The organism is Streptomyces sp. XH2, assembly GCF_049725035.1.
In the GTDB taxonomy this organism is placed as follows: domain Bacteria; phylum Actinomycetota; class Actinomycetes; order Streptomycetales; family Streptomycetaceae; genus Streptomyces; species Streptomyces roseoverticillatus.
Genome location: NZ_JBMMMZ010000009.1, coordinates 156,357 through 174,496, shown reverse-complemented (window position 1 = coordinate 174,496; position 18,140 = coordinate 156,357). Strand labels below are relative to the sequence as shown.

The 18,140-nt window shown below is 75.4% G+C and carries 16 protein-coding genes; 12 read left to right on the top strand and 4 right to left on the bottom strand.

What is annotated here, in order from left to right:
• The first annotated feature begins 19 nt into the window (after positions 1-19).
• The 7 genes from ACOTKD_RS19805 to ACOTKD_RS19775 all read left to right on the top strand — a co-directional run bounded on the left by ACOTKD_RS19805 (position 20) and on the right by ACOTKD_RS19775 (position 9,216).
• Complete coding sequence (locus ACOTKD_RS19805; RefSeq protein ID WP_424890300.1) at positions 20-814, top strand: hypothetical protein; 795 nt, start codon at positions 20-22, stop codon at positions 812-814.
• 52 nt (positions 815-866) lie between these two features.
• On the top strand, positions 867-3,068 hold the full coding sequence (locus ACOTKD_RS19800) for a CHAT domain-containing WD40 repeat protein (protein ID WP_424890299.1): 2,202 nt from the start codon (positions 867-869) through the stop codon (positions 3,066-3,068).
• A gap of 558 nt (positions 3,069-3,626) precedes the next feature.
• The gene (locus ACOTKD_RS19795) at positions 3,627-5,024 is read left to right on the top strand and encodes a CoA transferase (RefSeq protein ID WP_424890298.1); all 1,398 of its coding nucleotides are present in this window, start codon (positions 3,627-3,629) and stop codon (positions 5,022-5,024) included.
• Positions 5,025-5,065: 41 nt separating this feature from the next.
• Positions 5,066-5,620 carry a GNAT family N-acetyltransferase gene (locus tag ACOTKD_RS19790; RefSeq protein WP_424890297.1) on the top strand — a complete coding sequence of 185 codons (555 nt, stop codon included), beginning with the start codon at positions 5,066-5,068 and terminating at the stop codon, positions 5,618-5,620.
• A gap of 43 nt (positions 5,621-5,663) precedes the next feature.
• Positions 5,664-7,679, top strand: a complete 2,016-nt coding sequence (locus ACOTKD_RS19785) for a DUF5107 domain-containing protein (RefSeq protein WP_424890296.1) — start codon at positions 5,664-5,666, stop codon at positions 7,677-7,679.
• 150 nt (positions 7,680-7,829) lie between these two features.
• Complete coding sequence (locus tag ACOTKD_RS19780; protein ID WP_424890295.1) at positions 7,830-8,411, top strand: TetR/AcrR family transcriptional regulator; 582 nt, start codon at positions 7,830-7,832, stop codon at positions 8,409-8,411.
• Between the two features lie 43 nt (positions 8,412-8,454).
• Positions 8,455-9,216: an SDR family NAD(P)-dependent oxidoreductase gene (locus ACOTKD_RS19775; RefSeq protein WP_424890294.1), complete on the top strand. Its 762-nt coding sequence runs from the start codon at positions 8,455-8,457 to the stop codon at positions 9,214-9,216.
• Here ACOTKD_RS19775 and ACOTKD_RS19770 read toward each other — a convergent pair.
• Positions 9,206-10,585, bottom strand: coding sequence for an amino acid permease (locus tag ACOTKD_RS19770; RefSeq protein WP_424890293.1), 1,380 nt, complete (start codon positions 10,583-10,585; stop codon positions 9,206-9,208). The two genes, ACOTKD_RS19775 and ACOTKD_RS19770, sit on opposite strands and share 11 nt — an antisense overlap.
• 362 nt (positions 10,586-10,947) lie before the next feature.
• On the opposite strand from ACOTKD_RS19770, the gene ACOTKD_RS19765 reads away from it, so the two are divergent.
• Positions 10,948-12,156: an aminotransferase class I/II-fold pyridoxal phosphate-dependent enzyme gene (locus tag ACOTKD_RS19765; protein ID WP_424890292.1), complete on the top strand. Its 1,209-nt coding sequence runs from the start codon at positions 10,948-10,950 to the stop codon at positions 12,154-12,156.
• 123 nt (positions 12,157-12,279) lie between these two features.
• Positions 12,280-13,317: an MBL fold metallo-hydrolase gene (locus ACOTKD_RS19760; RefSeq protein ID WP_424890291.1), complete on the top strand. Its 1,038-nt coding sequence runs from the start codon at positions 12,280-12,282 to the stop codon at positions 13,315-13,317.
• A 106-nt stretch (positions 13,318-13,423) separates the two neighbouring features.
• Here the strand turns inward: ACOTKD_RS19760 and ACOTKD_RS19755 are convergent, their stop codons facing one another.
• Both ACOTKD_RS19755 and ACOTKD_RS19750 read right to left on the bottom strand, forming a co-directional pair.
• A complete protein-coding gene (locus ACOTKD_RS19755) occupies positions 13,424-13,957 on the bottom strand; it encodes a GNAT family N-acetyltransferase (RefSeq protein ID WP_424890290.1) in 534 nt (177 codons plus the stop codon).
• Between the two features lie 84 nt (positions 13,958-14,041).
• Positions 14,042-14,614: a TIGR03086 family metal-binding protein gene (locus ACOTKD_RS19750; RefSeq protein WP_424890289.1), complete on the bottom strand. Its 573-nt coding sequence runs from the start codon at positions 14,612-14,614 to the stop codon at positions 14,042-14,044.
• 139 nt (positions 14,615-14,753) lie between these two features.
• On the opposite strand from ACOTKD_RS19750, the gene ACOTKD_RS19745 reads away from it, so the two are divergent.
• Genes ACOTKD_RS19745 through ACOTKD_RS19735 form a run of 3 tightly spaced genes read left to right on the top strand, consistent with a single transcriptional unit; the run spans position 14,754 to position 17,522 of the window.
• Positions 14,754-16,244, top strand: coding sequence for a bifunctional phosphatase PAP2/diacylglycerol kinase family protein (locus ACOTKD_RS19745; RefSeq protein ID WP_424890288.1), 1,491 nt, complete (start codon positions 14,754-14,756; stop codon positions 16,242-16,244).
• Between the two features lie 48 nt (positions 16,245-16,292).
• On the top strand, positions 16,293-17,129 hold the full coding sequence (locus ACOTKD_RS19740) for a class I SAM-dependent methyltransferase (protein ID WP_424890287.1): 837 nt from the start codon (positions 16,293-16,295) through the stop codon (positions 17,127-17,129).
• A gap of 42 nt (positions 17,130-17,171) precedes the next feature.
• Positions 17,172-17,522, top strand: coding sequence for a VOC family protein (locus ACOTKD_RS19735; RefSeq protein ID WP_424890286.1), 351 nt, complete (start codon positions 17,172-17,174; stop codon positions 17,520-17,522).
• Between the two features lie 84 nt (positions 17,523-17,606).
• On the opposite strand, the gene ACOTKD_RS19730 is transcribed toward ACOTKD_RS19735, so the two are convergent.
• On the bottom strand, positions 17,607-17,807 hold the full coding sequence (locus ACOTKD_RS19730) for a hypothetical protein (protein ID WP_424890285.1): 201 nt from the start codon (positions 17,805-17,807) through the stop codon (positions 17,607-17,609).
• Between the last annotated feature and the right edge of the window lie 333 nt (positions 17,808-18,140).

Below are 18,140 nucleotides of genomic sequence, written 5' to 3'. Positions count from 1 at the left end.
CGACGCATCGGGGGGAAACATGCCGACCTCTGCTTCGATCATCCTTTTCGTCTTCGGGGGCCTCATGGTCCTCATCTCGCTGCTGGGCAGCGGATTCTCGGTCCGGGAAATATCCTTTCCCCGGATCAGCCCGCTGATCCGGTCCACGGCGGCATTGCTCGGAGCCGGTCTCGTGGTGACCAGCATTGTCCTGCTGGCAAATAAGGATTCCGGAAAGACGGTGGCCGATCCTCCGCCGGGGACCGCGCCCCAGAAAACCGTGACGTCGTCGTCATTACCGGCGCCACCCTCGTCGCAGCCGCCCGCGCAGCCGTCGGCCGCCCCGCCGCAGCCGGAGTCCCCGGCGCCCGTGCCGGGCACGCCCCGCTCCTCGGGGCCGACGGCGGCCCTGCTCGCCCACGTGCCGCCGGCCATCCGCCCGAGCTGCTCCGACGGCGACGCGTCCAGGTTCCCGGCGTCGGTCGTCGCCGTGGTCGCGTGCACCCCGGCCGCCGGATTCCCCGTGATCTACGCACAGTTCGTGGACGACATCAGCACCCAGGGCGGATTCCAGCGGCTCGTCAACGACGTCACCTTCACGCAGAGCTCATGCGGCCCGTCCACCCCGCTCAACGGCCGGCAGAAGTACAACAACGGCGGAAAGGAAGTCGGCGAACTCGCCTGCAACCAGGACCCCGGAGACGGCGACGTCTACCTCACGTGGTCGAGCGAGGACGTGAAGATCATCGCGCAGGCCCACGCCCCGCTCGCCTCGTACGGGCAACTGCTCGCCTGGTGGAAGAACGCGGGCCCGCTGCACGGCACGGCCACGTGAAGAAGCGGGAAACGGAAATGGTGACATCCCGCAGGACCTCCCGGGAGCCGTGATGCCCCCCGCCGACTTCGTCCTCGAGATCAGCGGCGGGACCGGCGGGCAGTACGCGGTGACGGTCTCCTCGCCCGCCGGCGAGGGGGCCGCCTCGGTCGCCCTGGAACCCGACGTCATCGGCGACCGCCTCGCCGACCTCCAACGGGCCGTCCTCGCCTCCTCGGTGACGCCGCGCGCGGCCGCCCTCGGCCTGGAGCGGCCCGTACGCGACGTGGGGGAGCGGCTCTTCCGCACCGTCTTCGACGGACGCCTGCGCGGCCTGTACCTCGCCAGCCGCCAGCGCGCCGCCGAACGCGACCAGGCGCTGCGCGTGGTCCTGCGCATCCGCGCGCCCGAACTCGCCGCCCTGCCCTGGGAACTGCTCCACGACGAGGACCTCGGCGGCTACCTGTGCCTGCGCCAGCCCCTCGTCCGCTACGTCGACCTGCCCGAGCCGCTCGCCCCGCTGCGCTCCGAACCGCCCCTCAAGGTCCTCGGCATGACCTCGCTGCCCCGCTCCCTCGCGCCCCTGGGCGCCGAGAGCGAGCGCGCCGCCCTCGCGGTCGCCCTGCGCCCGCTGACCGAGCGCGGGCTCGTCGACCTCGACTGGGTCGAGGGCCAGACCGCGGACGACCTCTCCCGCAGGCTCCTGCGCGGCTGCCACGTCCTGCACTTCATCGGGCACGGCGCCTACGACCCCCGGCGCCACGAGGGCATGATCACGCTGGCCGACGCGGACGGACGCGAGCACCACCTGCACGCCTCCGCCCTCGCCTCGCTCCTCAGCGTGGCCCGGCCCAGGCCCCAGCTGGTGATCCTCAACAGCTGCCAGAGCGGCATGGGCAACGCCGAGGACCTCTTCTCCAGCACCGCGGCCGTCCTGGTGCGGACCGTGCCGGCGATCGTCGCCATGCAGTTCGCCGTCACCGACAAGGCGGCCACCCGCTTCGCCGCGTCCTTCTACCAGGCGCTGGCCGGGGGCCGCAGCGTCGACGAGGCCGTGCGGGTCGGGCGGATCGCCCTCGTCGTCGACAAGGACGACAGCCTGGAGTGGGCGACGCCGGTCCTCTACCTGCGCGGCGGGGACGCCCGCCTCTTCGACATGCCGGAGCTGACGGCGGAGGCGGGGCCGGCCGTGCCGCAGCCTTCGCCGGCCCCCGGACCGCCGCCCGAGCCTCCGCCCGCACCGTCGCCCGTGCCGTCCGGCATTCCGCCGAGGCCGTCCTGGGACCCGGCGCCGGGCGGGGCGGGTACGACCGGCGGCCCGGGGGCGCACGGCACACCCGGTGGGGCCGGCACGCCCGGTGGGGCCGGCACGCCCGGATCGGCCGGTCCGCCCGGCCCCGGCGTCACCTCGCGCGTCCTCAACGCCCGCCAGTGGGTGCAGGCTCTCGCCGCCCACCCCGACGGCAGACGGCTCGCCACCGGATCCCGCAACCGGATCAGGGTCTGGGACGCCCTGACCGGCAACCGGATCTGGGAGCAGACCGTGGGCGGCTGGCTCTCGTCCGTCTTCGCCGCCGCCTTCAGCCCCGGCGGCCGCCGCCTCGTCACCGGAGGCGCCGACAACACCGTCCGCATCTGGGCGGCCTCCGACGGCGAGGAACTGCTGCGCCTGCGCCATGACCACGTGGTCTTCGGAGTGGCCTTCAGCCCCGACGGCTTCCGCGTGGCCTCGGCCTCCGCGGACCGCACCGTCCGGCTGTGGGACTCCACCGGCGGCGAGCCCATGCTGCGCATCACGCACGACCAGGTCGTCACCGACGTCGCCTTCAGCCCGGAGGGCGCCCGGCTCGCCTCCGCCTCGGCCGACCGGTCGGTGCACGTGTGGTCGCTCGGCGGGGACGCCCTGCTGCGGCTGCGCCACGACCACCCGGTCAAGGCCGTCGACTTCAGCCCCGACGGCGGTCAGCTGGCGACGGCGGGAGACGACGGCTGCGTCCGGGTGTGGGACGCGGGCAGCGGGCACCAGCGCCTGCTGGTCCGGCACGGCGCCGCCGTGAAGGACGTGGCCTTCAGCCCCGACGGCCGGTGGTTCGCCACGGCCTCCGCCGACCGCACGGCCGGCCTGTGGTCCATGGCGGACGGCGGCCGTGCGCTGCGGGTGCAGCACCACGACACGGTCTTCTGCGTCGCCTTCGGCCCGGACGGCGCGTGGCTGGCCAGCGGGAGCGAGGACAAGACGGTCAAGCTGACGCCGGTGCCGGGGGGTTACGGCTGAGCCCGGCCGAGAAGCGCCGGTCTCAGCCGTGGAGCCTGCCCGGCGGGGCCGCCGCGGCCGTCCCCGAGGCTGCGGCCGCGTCGGGCACCGCCGGTCCACCACGTGGCGGTTTCCCACCGTTGCGGCGGAAGAAAGACGGCCTGCCGGGACGGGGGAGGAGCCGCTGAAGTCTTGTCCGGCGGGCTTCCGCCGGGGTCGTGGTGCGGGTCGGTACCGCCGGTTCCCTGCAGTGTGGTTGCTCGCCGTCGCGGAAGAAAGACGGCTTGCCGGGGGCGGGGGAGGTGTCGTTGCAGTCTTGTCCGGCGGGCTTCCGCCGGGGCCGTGGTGCGGGTCGGTACCGCCGGTTCCCCGCAGCGTGGGTGCTCGCCGTCGCGGCGGCAAGAGATTGCCCGCCGCAACGGTGACAAGCCCCCGCGGCGACGGCCCGGCGGCATGCGCGAGCACCGCAATCCGTACGCTCGCCGTCGTCCTTCCCCCCCGCCGGGCAGGCCGCCGCACGGTGCCGGCAGCGACGTTTCCCCCTAGCTGCCGGCAAGGCCCCGGTGGCAGACTGATCGGATGATCAAGAGATCCGCCGGCGGAACCGATCACGCCTGGGCCGCGCTCGGCGGGGACCCCGCGCTCACGGCCGCCGTCTCGTACGGCGGTCCCGGCGGCACGCTGCCCTCCCGGCTGCCGGTCTGCGAACTGGCCCGCGCCACGGTCGCGGTGGCGTCCCTCGCTGCCGCCGAACTGGCCGCCGCCCGGCGCGGCGGCGGGCGGCTCCCGGCCGTGCAGGTGCACGACGGCGCCGTCGCCACCGCCTTCGTCAGCGAACGGCACCTGCGCGTCGACGGCCGCGCCGCGGCCGCCTTCGCGCCGCTGTCCCGCTTCTGGCGCACCCGCGACGGCTGGATCCGTACGCACGCCAACTACCCGCACCACCGCGCCCGGCTGACCGAGGCGCTCGGCCTGCCCCGTACGGACGACGGGGAGGCCCTCGCCGGCCGCCTGGCCGACGAACTCGCCCTGCGCGACGCCGAAGAGGTCCAGGAGACCGTCAACGCGGCCGGAGGGCTGGCCGTCGCCGTGCGCTCCGCCGCGGAGTGGGCCGCCCACCCGCAGGGCGCGGCCGTGGCCCGCCGCCCACTGCTCACCCTGGAGCGCATCGCCGACGGCCCCGTGCGCACCCTGCCGGCGGATGCCGGGGCACCCGCCGAGGGCCTGCGCGTGCTCGACCTGACCCGCGTCATCGCCGGCCCCGTCGCCACCCGCACCCTGGGCCTGCTCGGCGCGGACGTGCTGCGGCTCGACCCGCCCGGCCTCCCGGAGAGCCAGGACGCGCACAACGACACCGGGTTCGGCAAGCGTTCGGCCGTGCTCGACCTCGCGCACCGCGCCGGCCGGGCGGCCTTCGAGGACCTGCTCGCCCGCGCCGACGTCGTCGTGACCGGCTACCGGCCCGGCGCGCTCGACCGCCACGGCCTCTCCCCGGAGGCGCTGGCCGAGCGGCGACCGGGGCTGGTCGTCGGTCAGCTGAGCGCCTGGGGCACGGACGGGCCCTGGGGCGGGCGACGCGGCTTCGACAGCCTCGTCCAGGCCGCCTGCGGCATCGCAGCGACCGAGGCCGGCCCCGACGGCGCCCCCGGCGCCCTGCCCGCGCAGGCGCTCGACCACGGCACCGGCTACCTCCTCGCGGCCGCCGTCCTGCGCGCCGTCACCGAGCAGCGCACCACCGGCGGCACGCGCCTCGCCCGGCTCTCCCTCGCGCGGACGGCGCACTGGCTCACCCACGACCTGCCGCGCGACGAGAGCGAACCCGGCGGAGCGTACGCACCGGACGCGTGGCTCGCCGAGGCCGGCGGGCCGCTCGGCCGCGTCCGGTACGCACGGCCGCCGGTGCACGTCGAAGGTGCCCCCCGCGACTGGGCGAAAACCCCCGGGCTCTGGGGATCCGACGCGCCGGAGTGGCGTTGACGGCCCGTGGCGCCACCGGCGCCGGACCGTACGATGAACCGGTGGATGAAGCGGTGCCGGAATGGCTGGCCGAGGGGCCGCGCGTCGCGATCCGCCCCGTGACGCCCGGGGACGGCCCGGAGTTCACCCGCCTCGTGAGGGCCAGCGCGGACCTGCACCACCCGTGGCTGTCCATGCCCGCCACCGAGGAGGACTTCGCCGCGTACGCCGCCACGCTCGACGGCGAGCAGCGCGTGGGCCTCCTCGTGTGCGTGCGCGGGACCGGCCGCGCGGCGGGCTTCGTCAACATCAACAACATCGTGCGCGGCCGCTTCCAGTGCGGCGCGCTCGGCTACGGCGCCTTCGTGCCGGCGGCGGGCCGCGGCCTCATGAGCGAGGGCCTCGGCCTCGTCCTGCGCCACGCCTTCGGCCCGCTGGGCCTGCACCGGCTGGAGGCGAACATCCAGCCGGGCAACGCCGCGTCACTGGCGCTGGTCGAGCGCAACGGCTTCCGGCTGGAGGGCTTCTCCCCGGCGTTCCTCTTCATCGACGGGGCGTGGCGCGACCACGAGCGCTGGGCGATCACCGCCGACATGCTGCCGGAGCCTCCGGACTGACCCAGGACCCAGGACCGTTCTTCTTGGCTTGAGAAAGGCTGCCGTGCCCACGACCATCCGACGAGCCGTACTGTCCCTGCCCGCCGCCCCGCTCGGCGCGGAGAACCCGCTGCCGTCCCTCCGCACGGCCCGCGACGTCCACCGGCTCGACGCGGCACAGCGCAAGGGCCTGCCCGCCGACATGGTCCGCCAGACGGGCTACGAGCCGCTGCGCTCCGTGCTGCCCGTGCGCCGCCGCGACCACTACACCCGCAAGCGCGTCCTCACCGACGTCGACGCGGTCGTCGTCGAGAACGACCGGCTGCGCGCCACGGTCCTGCCCGGCCTCGGCGGCCGCGTCCACTCCCTCGAACACAAGCCGACGGGCCGGCAGCTGCTCTACGCCAACCCCGTCCTGCAGCCCGCCCACTTCGCGCTCAACGGCGCCTGGTTCTCCGGCGGCATCGAGTGGAACATCGGCGCCACCGGCCACACCCCGCTCTCCGTGGCCCCGCTGCACGCCGCCCGCGTGCCCGCGCCCGGCGGCGGGGAGATGCTGCGCCTGTGGGAGTGGGAGCGGCTGCGCGACCTGCCGTTCCAGGTCGACCTGTGGCTGCCCGACGGCTCGGACTTCCTCTACGCGGGCGTGCGCATCCGCAACCCCCACCACCGGCCCGCGCCCGTCTACTGGTGGTCGAACACCGCCGTCCCCGAGGAGGAGGGCTCGCGCGTCCTCGCCCCCGCCGAGTCGGCCTGGCGGTTCGGCTACGAGCGCAGCCTGCGCCGGGTCCCGGTGCCCGAGTGGGAGGGCACGGACCGCACGTACCCGCTGAACAGCACGCACGCCGCCGACTTCTTCTACGACGTGCCCGGCGGGGAGCGCCGCTGGATCGCCTCCCTCGGCGCGGACGGCCGCGGTCTCGTGCAGACCTCGACCGACCTGCTGCGCGGCCGCAAGCTCTTCGTCTGGGGCTCGGGCCGCGGCGGCCGACGCTGGCAGGAGTGGCTCACGCAGCCCGGCACCGGCGGCTACGCCGAGATCCAGGCCGGGCTCGCCCGCACCCAGCTGGAGCACGTGCCGCTGGAGCCCGGCGGCGAGTTCGCCTGGCTGGAGGCGTACGGCCCGCTGTCCGCGGACCCCGCCGCCGTGCACGGCGCCGACTGGGCGGCCGCCCGCGGCGAGGCGGCGGCCCGGCTCGAAGCGGCCCTGCCCCGGGCCGAGGTGGACGCGGCGTACGAGGCGTGGCGCCCGTACGCCGACGCCGAGCCGAAGGAGAGCCTGCACACGGGCTCCGGCTGGGGCGCGCTCGAAGCCGAGCGCGGGCACTACGACCTGCCGGGCACGCCCTTCGCCCCGGAGACGCTGGGGGAGGAGCAGGAGCCCTGGCTCGCGTTCCTGCGGACGGGCTCGCACCCGTGGCCGCAGCGGGTGCTGCCGCCCCCGCCCTCGCTGGTGTCGCCGCAGTGGCGCGAGCTGCTGGAGACGACCGGCGAGGACGACCTCTACGGCGCCTACCACCTCGGGGTCGCCCGCTGGCACGCGGGCGACCGCTCGCAGGCGGTCCGCGCCTGGGAGGGGGCGGACGACCTGTGGTTCGTCAAGCGCTGCCTCGCCTTCGCCGACGCCGAGGACGGCCACGCCGAGCGCGCCGCCGACCGCTATCTGGAGGCCTTCGAGGGCGCCCGCGACGAGCGGCGCGAGGGCGCCTCGTGGACCGCCGCCATGACCGGGCTCGGCGAGGAGGCGGTGGAGGCCCTGCTGGCCGTGGGCCGTGCCGACGACGCCGCGGCCGTACTGGACGGCCTGCGCCCCGGCGTCCGGGAGCGCGGCCGCTTCAAGCTGCTCCGGGCGCGGGTCCTGCTCGCCCGGGGTGACGCCGCGGCCGCGCGGGAGATCTTCGACCGGGGCTTCGAGGTGGAGGACCTGCGCGAGGGCGACGAGTCCCTCGGCGAGACCTGGTACGCGACCGAGGAACGGCTGCTGGCGGGGGAGGGCCCGGTCACGGCGGAGATCCGCGCGCGGGCGCGGGCGAAGCGGCTGCCCAGGCAGTACGACTTCCGGATGCGGCCGACTTCGTAGCGGGTCGTACCCGTCCTTTCCCTGGTTCGGCCCTGGTTCGGCCCCGGTTCCGCCCCGGTTCAGCCCCGGGCGCCGTGAGGCGGCGCCCGGGGCGGTGGTGACGACGAGTCATTCTTGACCGATCGTTCTCGAAAGGTCTACCGTCAACCCGTGGCCAGGACCAAGGAATTCGATCCGGACGCCGCGCTCCAGTCCGCCCTTGAGCTGTTCTGGCAGCGCGGCTACGAGGCGACGTCGATGGCCGACCTCGTCGGCCGGCTGGGCATCGCCCGGGCGAGCCTCTACGCGACGTTCGGCAGCAAGCACGAGCTCTACCTCAAGGCGCTGGAGCGCTACGGCGAGCAGCGCGGCCCGGGCATCGCCGAGGAGCTGTCGCGCCCCGGCCCGGCCCTGCCGGCCGTGCGGGAGCTGGTGGCTCGCTTCGCGGAGGAGGCTGCCGGGGACGACCTGCGGCGCGGCTGCTTCGTCACCAACACCGCCGTCGAGCTGGCGCCGCACGACCCCGCCGCGGCCCGCAGCGTCGAGGACAGCTGGCTCGCCCTGGAGCGGGCGCTCGCCTCGGCGCTGACCCGGGCGGCGGACCAGGGCGAACTGCCCGCCGGCCGGGACCCCGTGGCGCTCGCGCGGATGCTGCTCGTCCTCATGCAGGGCATGCGGGTCGTCGGCAAGGCCGCGCCCGGGCCGGCCCGGCTGCGGGACGCCGCGCAGCAGGCCCTCGCCCTGCTGGACTGAACCGCCACCCCCTCACCCACCGCTACTGCACAGGAGTGCCGACATGACCGCACGCTTCACCGGCAAGACCGTCCTCGTCACCGGCGGCGGCACGGGAATCGGCCAGGCCGTCGCCCTCGCCTTCGCCCGGGAGGGCGCGCGCGTCGTCGTCGCGGGCCGCAGGGAGGAGCCTCTGAAGGAGACGGTCGCCTACGTGGAGGCGGAGGGCGGCGAGGCCGTCGCCCTCACCGCGGACGTGACCCGCTCCGAGGACGTACGGGCCCTCGTGGAGCAGACCGTGGCCCGTTTCGGCGGCCTCGACGTCGCCGTCAACAACGTGGGCCTGGCCGTGCCCCCGGCCAAGGTCGCGGACGTGCCCGAGGAGGACTGGGACCGGATCGTCGAGACCAACCTCAAGGGCGTCTGGCTGTCCATGAAGCACGAGATCGGGCACATGCGCGCCCACGGCGGCGGCGCCATCGTGAACATCGCGTCCAACGTCGGCGCGCACCGCAGGAAGCCCGGGTTCGGCGCGTACACGGCCACGAAGGCGGCCGTCTCCGCCCTGACCCGCAACGCCGCCCTGGACCACATCGGGGAGGGCGTGCGGATCAACGCCGTCAGCCCCGGGCCCGTCGAGACCCCGATGTCCTCCCGCCCCGGCGAGTCCTCGCTGGACAAGGCCGAGCGGATGCGCCGCGAGGTGCCCGCCGGCCGGGCGGGCACCCCCGACGAGATCGCGGCCGCCGTGCTGCACCTCGCCTCGGACGAGGCCGGCTACACCGTCGGCGCCGACCTCGTCCTCGACGGCGGCGTCACGGCGTGACGGCCGCCTTTTCCGCCTTTTCCGGCGCTTCCCGAACCGGCTCGGCCTGCTCCGCCGCGGGGCGGCGGGCCGTCAGCCACACGTACACGAGGATGCCCGCGAAGAGGAACAGCACGCCCTGGTAGACGGCCGCGTATCCGGCGCCCGCCACCAGCCAGAAGGAGAAGGCGAAGGCGCCCAGCGCGAGCACCATGTCCCGGGCGAAGCGGCCCGTGCGGACCTTGTCGCGCTGCCCCGTCAGCAGGAAGTACACCTGCGCGGCGGCGGCCAGCAGGTAGGGGACCGTCGCGGAGAACGTCGTGATGAGGACGAGGATCTCGAAGACCCCGCCCACGCCCGAGGTGTAGTTGACGACGGTCAGGCCCGTGGCGAGGACCGCGGCGGCGAGCACGCCGAACGTCGGCACCCCGCGCTTCTTCTTCCCGAACGCGGCCGGGAACAGCCCGTCCTTCGCGGCGGCGTACGGGGCCTGGGCGCTCATCAGCGTCCAGCCGTTGAGGGCGCCCACGATGGAGATCACGGCGCAGGCGGCGATCAGCATGCCGCCCCAGTGACCGCCGAACATCACGTCGACCGCGTCGGAGAACGGGGCCGTCGACGCGACCAGCTTGTCGTGCTGGACGGTGCCGAAGACCGAGACCGTGCCGAGCAGGTAGACCAGCGCCGCACCCACGGTGCCCAGGACGCTCGCGCGCCCCACGTTGCGCTCCGGGTCGCGCACCTCGCCCGCGCTCATCGCGGCGGACTCCACGCCCACGTACGAGTAGAGCAGGATCGCGGCCGACGCCGTCAGCCCGCCGGTCCAGTTGCCGTCGGCCGTCGTGAACGAGCCGAGGTTGTCCGGGTCGAAGAAGAACAGGCCGACCACCGCGACGAACAGCAGCGGCACGAACTTCATCACCGTGGAGATCATCTGGACGGCGCCCACCCAGCGCGTACCGGCCAGGTTCGCGAGCGCCGGCAGCCACAGCATGGCCAGCGCCATGGCCAGGTCCCCCGCCATGGAGCCCTTGCCGGTGATGACGTGCAGGTAGCCGACGCCGGCCACCGCGAGGGCCGCGTTGCTCACCCACGTCATGGTCCAGAAGGACCAGGCGGACAGGAAGCCGGCGAAGTCGCCGAAGGCCTCGCGGGCGTAGACGTACGGGCCGCCGGTCCGCGGATGGCGCTTCGCCAGGCGCCCGAAGACCAGCGCCAGGGCGATGGCGCCGACGGTGAGGACGCCGAACGCCAGCAGGCTGACCGTGCCGAAGGGGGCGACGGACGCGGGCAGCAGGAAGATGCCGCCGCCGATGATGTTGCCCATGACCAGGGCAGTGGCGGTCGGGAGGCCGAAACGGCGGGTGTGCGTGCCGTCGGTGTCGTGCATGAGGGGGTGTGCCTCTCGGTCCAGCGGGCAGGTTCGCCAGGATGTGCGACACGACATGGTGACCGGAGCTGAGCAGTCCGCAAAATCCTTTGTTTTTGTCCCGCCTCCCCCGCCCGGCGGCCGCAAAACCGGCTGCGATCAGGCCCCCCGGCAGTGATTCGTCCGCCAATGGTCATCCGGGCGCCGTCCGGGGTTCCGCCCGGCGTCGTCCCGTCACCGGTCACCCTCACCCGACCGCCCGTGTCGCCCCGCTCCGCACCCCGTGATCTGCCAAGGTGGACGGGGGCGGCAGCGGGCGGCCCCGGGGCCGCACAGGTGCTGCCGCCCGGTGCGGACGGCGCGGCGCTCGGAGGTACGGACGGATGCAGCCCAGCTTTCCCGCGCTCCCGGCCGGAACCGTGCCCGAGCGCGGGCTGCCCGTCCTGCCGGAGCTCGCCGAGCGCCTCGCCCGGGCCGCCCGGGACAGCGCGCCCGAACCGGTCGGCGGCGGCCCCGCCCTGCGCGCCGCCGCCTGCGGCTACTGGGCCCGGCGCGGCCTGCCCACCGCCCCCGAGCACGTCCTCGCCGCCCCCGGCGCGCAGCCCCTGCTGCTCGCGGTCCTCGCGGGCGCCGGCGGCGACGTCCTCCTCACCCGCCCCTGCGCCGCCTGGTACCCGCCGCTCGCCCGGATCGCCGGGCGCCCCACCTACCACGTGCCGGTGCCCGCCGAGTGCGGAGGCGTGCCCGACCCCTTCGCCCTGCTGGAGACCGTGCGCCGGATCCGCGCCGAGGGCGGCAGGCCGCGCGTCCTCGTCCTGTCGCCCGCCGACGACCCCACGGGCTCGGTCACCCCGCCGGAGCTGCTGCACGAGGTGTGCGAGGCGGCCGTCGAAGAAGAGCTGACGATCGTCAGCGACGAGACCTGGCGCGACATGCGCCACGACCCCGGCGGCACGGTCTTCCTCGGCCCGGCCGAGATGTGGCCCGACCACGTCGTCGTCCTCACCGACCTGGCCGGCGGCCTCTTCCCCACCGCCTGGCCCGCCGCCGTGGCCCGCTTCCCCGCGGGGGGCCGCGGCCCCGTCCTGCGCGCCCGCGTCACCACCGCGCTCGCCGCCGTACGGGCCGAGCCGGCCCCGCCGGTCGCCGCGGCCGCCGCGTACGCCCTGGACGAGCCGGAGCCCGTCCGTGCCCGCGCCGCCGCCGCGGTGCGGCTCTACGGGGCGCTCGCCCGCGCCGCCCACGAGCGGCTCACCGCGGCCGGCGTGCTGAGCAGGCCCCCGCAGGCCGGCCCCTACCTCTACGCCGACCTCGGCGAGCTCCGCGCCGAGCTCGCCGCCCGCGCCATCACCGACTCCGTGGAACTGGAGGCACACCTCAGCGCCGCCCTCGGCCGCCCCGTGCCGGGCGGCCACCGCTTCGGCGACGCCCCCGACGCCCTGCGGGTCCGGATCTCCACGCCGCCGCTCCTCGGCGCCACCGACGAGGAGCGGCAACGCGCCCTGGACTCCCCGGACCCGCTGGCCGCCCCGGGCGTCGGCGACGCACTGACCGGTTTCGGATCGGCCTTCGGCCGGCTCGCGGGCGGCTGACCTACCGTCGATCTGTCACGCGTCGTCGTCCCCGCCATGCGCCGTCCCTGTCCTGAGTCGTCCGCCGCCGCCGTCCGCCGGTACCGCCCCGTACCGCGCGATGCAGCGATTGGAGCCCCCTCGATGACCGAACAGACCGAGCGTCCCGTCGCCGGGCCGCGTCCCCTCGCCGCGCCGCGCCCCCTCGCCGCGCCGCGCCCGCTCGGCGAGAACCGCCTCTGGCCCCGGTCGTTCGCCGACCGCCTCACCGCGCCCCTGCCCGGCGTGCGCGCCCTCGCCCGGCTGGCCCGCGAAGGCCGGCTGCGCCCGCGGGCCGAGGCGCTGCGCGACGCCGCCGCCCTGCCGGTCGCGCCCGGCCCGCTGCCGGACGTCGACGCCCGCACGACCGCGGTCACCTGGGCGGGGCACGCCAGCTGGATCCTGCGCATCGGCGGTCTCACGGTCCTCACCGACCCCGTCTGGTCGCGCAGAATCCTCGGCACACCGGCCCGGCTCACCCCGGTCGGCGTGCGCTGGGAGGACCTGCCGCCGGTCGACGCGGTCCTCATCAGCCACAACCACTACGACCACCTCGACGCGCCCACCCTCAAGCGGCTGCCCCGCGACACCCCGCTGCTCCTGCCGGCCGGCCTGGCCCGCTGGGCGCGCCGGCGCCGCTTCACGCGCGTCACCGAGCTCGACTGGTGGGAGGCGGTCGAGCTGCCCGGCCCGGCCGGACCCGTCCGCTGCGACTTCGTCCCCGCCCACCACTGGAGCAAGCGCACCCTCACCGACACCTGCCGGTCGCTGTGGGGCGGCTGGGTGCTCACCGCGCCGGGCGGGCAGCGCGTCTACTTCGCGGGCGACACCGGCTACGGGCACTGGTTCGAGCGCATCGGCCGGCGCTTCGGCGGCATCGACCTCGCCCTGCTGCCCATCGGCGCGTACGACCCGCGCTGGATGCTGGGCACGGTCCACACCGACCCGGAGGAGGCCGTCGCCGCGTGCCAGGACCTGGGCGCCCGGGTCATGGCCCCCATGCACTGGTCGACCTTCATCCTGTCGGCCGAGCCCCCGCTGGAGCCGCTGCACCGCGTCCGCGCGGCCTGGGAGGCGACGGGCCGGCCGCGCGAGGACCTGTGGGACCTGCCGGTGGGGGGCTCGCGCGTGCTGCCCGGGTAGGCCCCGCACCGGCTCACGGGCGGTACCGGCTCACGGGGGGTCCGGCTCGCGGGCGTACGTCTTATGGGCGCACGTCTCGCGGGCGAGCGTCTTACGGCTGCGTGTCTTACGGGCGGGCGTCGAGGACGTGGACGCAGACCGGGACCCCGTACTCCGGGTGGGTCGTCTCCCGCTCGCGCCGCATCCCCAGCTTGCGCAGGACCGCCGCCGAGGCGTCGTTGCCGGCGTTGTGCACGCTGACGACCCGGGCCAGCCCGCGGTCGCGGAACGCGAAGTCCAGGACGGCGCGGGCGGCCTCGGTGGCGAGGCCGCGCCCCCAGAAGGGCCGGCCGAGCCGCCAGCGGAGCTCCACGGCCGGGAGGATCTCGGGCAGATAGGAGGGCACGGACAGGCCCGCGAAACCGGCCAGCCGGCGCGACTGGCGGACCTCGGCGGCGAACAGGCCCACCCCGCGCTCGTCCCACTCCCGCTCCCAGGACGCGATCGCCGCCGAGGTCCGCTCCCGGTCCTGCACCGAGCCGTCCCCGATCCAGCGCATCACCTCCGGGTCGGCGTTGACGGCGGCCATCGGGTCGAGGTCGTCCGCGCGCCAGCGGCGCAGCGTCAGGCGGGGCGTCATCAGAGTGAGTGGGGAGGCCATGCGGGCATCATGCCCACGGCCGTACGGATTACCCGACCGGGCGGGTGCCGGCGTGCGGTTCGCCGCGGGGCCCTCGCCCCGCCGTCAGACGCGGCGGCCCAGCTGGGCGAGCAGCCGGGTCTGGGCGTCGGCGCCGGCGGGCGGCTCGACCGGCTCGGCGAACAGGCCCGTGCCCGCGAGGCTGTCGACGTAGGGCTCCACCTCGCGCCGGGTCAGCTCCACCAGCGGCTTGGGCAGGTGCTCGTCCGCGCCGATCGCGCGGGCCAGGTCCCACGCGTGCACGACGGCGTCCGCCACCATCTGCGAGCAGTACGCGCGGGCGGACGACGGCCCTGAGGACAGCTCCACCGTGCGGCCGAGGGCCCCGTCCGCCCCGAACGCCTTGCGGGCGGCGGCCTCCGCCGCGTCCCACACGGCCACGGGGTCGTCGCCCAGCTGGTCGCCGTCGAAGGAGTCGCCGACGTCGTCGATGGACTTGCCGTCCAGCAGCGGCGGCACCCACAGCTGCTCGACGGCCAGGTGGTTGACGAGGTCGCGCACGGACCACTCGGTGCAGGGCGTCGGCTCGTCCCACTGGCCGGGGCGGATGGCGTGCACGCGCTCGGTGAACAGTCCGAGTGCTTCCTTGTGCCGGGTGAGCAGCGTCGCATCGGTCATGCGGCCATTGTCGGCGCGGGGCGGCCGGGCGGCTACTCCCCGCCCCGCCGGGGCGGGGACTTCCCGTCTTTCCGGGCGGCCCTCGGTCCTTCCGGGCGGCCCTCGGCGTCGGACGCCGCCGACCGGGTACACGTGCGCCATGCGGAAGATCGTGAGCTCCTGGGACCGGGCGGCCTTCCTCGCGGTCGCGGCGCACCACTGGCCGGGCGGGGACCGCGTCCTGCCCCGCCTGTCGCGCAGCGCGAACCACGGGCTGCTGTGGTTCGGCGTGGCGGCGGGCGCGGCCCTGGCCGGAGGGCGCCCCGCGCGGCGGGCGGCTCTGCGCGGGGCCGCGTCCCTGGCGGTCGCCTCGGCGGCCGTGAACACGGTCGGCAAGCGGTCGGTGCGCCGCGTGCGCCCGGTCCTGGACGCCGTGCCGGCGATCCGGCGGCTGTCCCGGCAGCCCGTCACGACGTCGTTCCCGTCCGGCCACTCGGCGTCGGCGGTCGCCTTCGTGACGGGCGTCGCGCTGGAGAACCCCGTGTGGGGGCTGGCCCTCGCGCCGCTGGCCGCGTCGGTGTGCTTCTCGCGCGTCTACACCGGTGTCCACTATCCGGGTGACGTGCTCGCCGGGGCCGTGCTGGGTGCGGGCGCCGCCTTCGCCGTCCGCGGCATCGCCCCCACCCGCTCGCAGCTCGCGCCGCCGGCCCGGCCGCGGGCCGACGCCCCGGCGCTGCCGGGCGGCGAGGGCCTGGTGGTGGTCGTGAACACCGGCTCCGGGCAGCGGTCGGTCACGCGCCCCGACGCGGCGCAGGGGGTGCGCGCGGCGCTGCCCCGCGCGGAGGTCGTCGCGTACGGGCAGGAGGGCCCGGACGGGGGAGAGGGCCTCGGGAAGACCCTGGAGGCGGCCGCCGTACGGGCCCGGGAACGGGGCGGCGCCCTGGGCGTGTCCGGCGGCGACGGCACCGTCAACGCCGCGGCCGCCGTGGCCCGCCGCCACGGGCTGCCGCTGGCCGTCCTGCCGGGCGGCACGTACAACCACTTCGCCTACGACCTGGGCATCGAGTCCCTGGGGGACGCGTGCCGGGCCGTGGAGGCCGGTGAGGCGGTGGCCGTCGACATGGTGCGGGTGCGCAACGGCTCCGGCGCCGAACTGGGCTGGTTCCTCAACACCTTCAGCATCGGCGCCTACCCGGACCTGGTCCGCGTGCGCGAGCGGTGGGCCCCGCGCATCGGCGCCTGGCCCGCCGGGGTGCTGGCGGCGGTGCACGTCCTGCGCACGGCGCGCCCGGTCCGCCTGCGCGTGGACGGCAAGCGGCGCCGCCTGTGGATGCTCTTCGCCGGCAACTGCACGTACCGCGGCCTGGGACTCGCCCCGGTGCGCCGGCACGACCTGGCGGACGGCGTCCTCGACGTCCGCACCGTCTCGGGCGGCCCGCTGGCCCGCACCCGGCTGCTCGCGGCGGCCCTGGCGGGCGACCTGAAGCACTCCCCGGTGCTGCGGACGGCCCGCCTGCGGACCCTCCGGCTCAGCGGCATCGCCGAGGGCACGCACCTGGCGTACGACGGGGAAGTGGCCCCGGCGCCCGGGGTGCTGACGCTGAAGAAGGAGAACGAGGCGCTGGTGGTGTACCGGAACCTGTCCGACTGATAAGACGGGTCTCTCGGAATCCGAGACGAGCGCCTACGGTGCTGTGTCATGACGCCCCCTTCCGAATCCGGCGACGCCGCCGCCGGCACCGCCGTGTACACCCATGGCCACCACGAATCGGTCCTGCGCTCGCACACGTGGCGCACGGCCCTCAACTCCGCGGCCTATCTGCTGCCGCACCTGGAGCCGCACCTGGAGATCCTCGACGTGGGCTGCGGACCCGGCACCATCACGGCCGACCTGGCCGCGCTGGTCCCGCAGGGCCGGGTGACCGGAGTGGACGCCGCGGAGGAGGTGCTGGGCGAGGCCCGTGCGGTATCCGCCGACCGCGGGCTGACCAACATCACCTTCACGGTGGGCGACATCCAGGCCCTGGACTTCCCCGACGCGTCCTTCGACGTCGTCCACGCCCACCAAGTGCTCCAGCACGTGGGCGACCCGGTCGGCGCGCTGCGCGAGATGCGCCGGGTCTGCCGGCCCGGCGGGATCGTCGCCGTCCGCGACGCGGACTACGCCGCCATGACCTGGTACCCGGCCGCCCCCGGCCTCGACGAGTGGCAGGAGCTCTACCAGCGGGTCGCCCGCGCGGGCGGCGGCGAGCCCGACGCGGGCCGCCGCCTGCGGTCCTGGGCCCGGCAGGCGGGCTTCACCCGCATGACCGCCACGGCGAGCGCGTGGTGCTACGCGAGCGAGGAGGAACGCTCCTGGTGGAGCGGCCTGTGGGCGGACCGCACCGTCGCCTCCGCGTACGCACGGCTGGCACTGGACGGCGGCCACGCGGACCGTGCCGCACTCGACCGGATCGCCGCCGCCTGGCGCGCGTGGGGCCGGCACGAGGACGCGTGGTTCGCCGTCCTCAACGGTGAACTCCTGTGCCGCGCATGAACCACCCCGCATCGCCCCGCGGCTCCAACTAGCCTTGTCCCCATGAACATTCTGGGGACCTCGCTACGGGTGTGCGTCGATGATCTGGACCACGCAATCGATGTCTACGAACGTCTGACCGGCGCCGAGGCGCTGCGCTTCCACCGCGGCGGCGTCGCGGTGGCCGCGGTCGGGTGCTTCTTCCTGATGAGCGGCCCGGAGAGGGAGCTGTCCATCCTGCGGAAGATCACCGCCACGATCGCGGTGTCGGACGTCGACGACGCGCTCGACGACCTGGCGGCGGTGGGCGCCCAGATCATCGCGGGCCCGGTCCCCACCCCGATCGGCCGCAACGTCGTCGCCCGCCACCCCGACGGCTCGGTCTTCGAATACGTGGACCGCAAACAGGCCTGAGGTGCCGACGGCAGGGCCGGGCGGGTGCACCGCGCCGACGGGCCCTCCGTGCGTGGAGGACCCGCCGGCGCAGGTGAACGGGGCTCAGAGGGTGGTCGAGTTGACCACGTAGTAAAGGGCGTACAGCACGCCCGGGAGGGCGGTGATCAGCCCTCCGATGGCCGCGATCACCACGGGCAGGCGGCGAGTGGTCCGCAGGACCCGGGCGAGGTAGCCGACCAGGACGAAGAAGGCCAGGGCGACGACAACCCCGGCCAGCAGCCATGCGGATGAATTCGGATGCATCTCAGCGCTCTCCTTGCGACAGTGCCAGTCCGACATTCCGGCGCGGAGTGGAGGCGCGGTCCCGTGCCGGCTCTTGGTAGGGAGAGCCGGGATCCGCGCGCCACAGCGCGACGAGTGTTTAGACGGTAGCCCAAATGGCAGCCCCTGGGCCAGAGTTGATCGGGAAATGAGCCTTTTAAGAGGCGGACGCAGGCCGGTGGCATATGCGCCGAACGGGACGCGGCAATGCCCCTGAGTGTGCGACAGGCGCAGGAAATGACAGGGACACCCGGGCTACCACCCCCGGGACGTCCCTGCCCGAAAGCCAACGCGGACTGGCACATCGCACGAGGC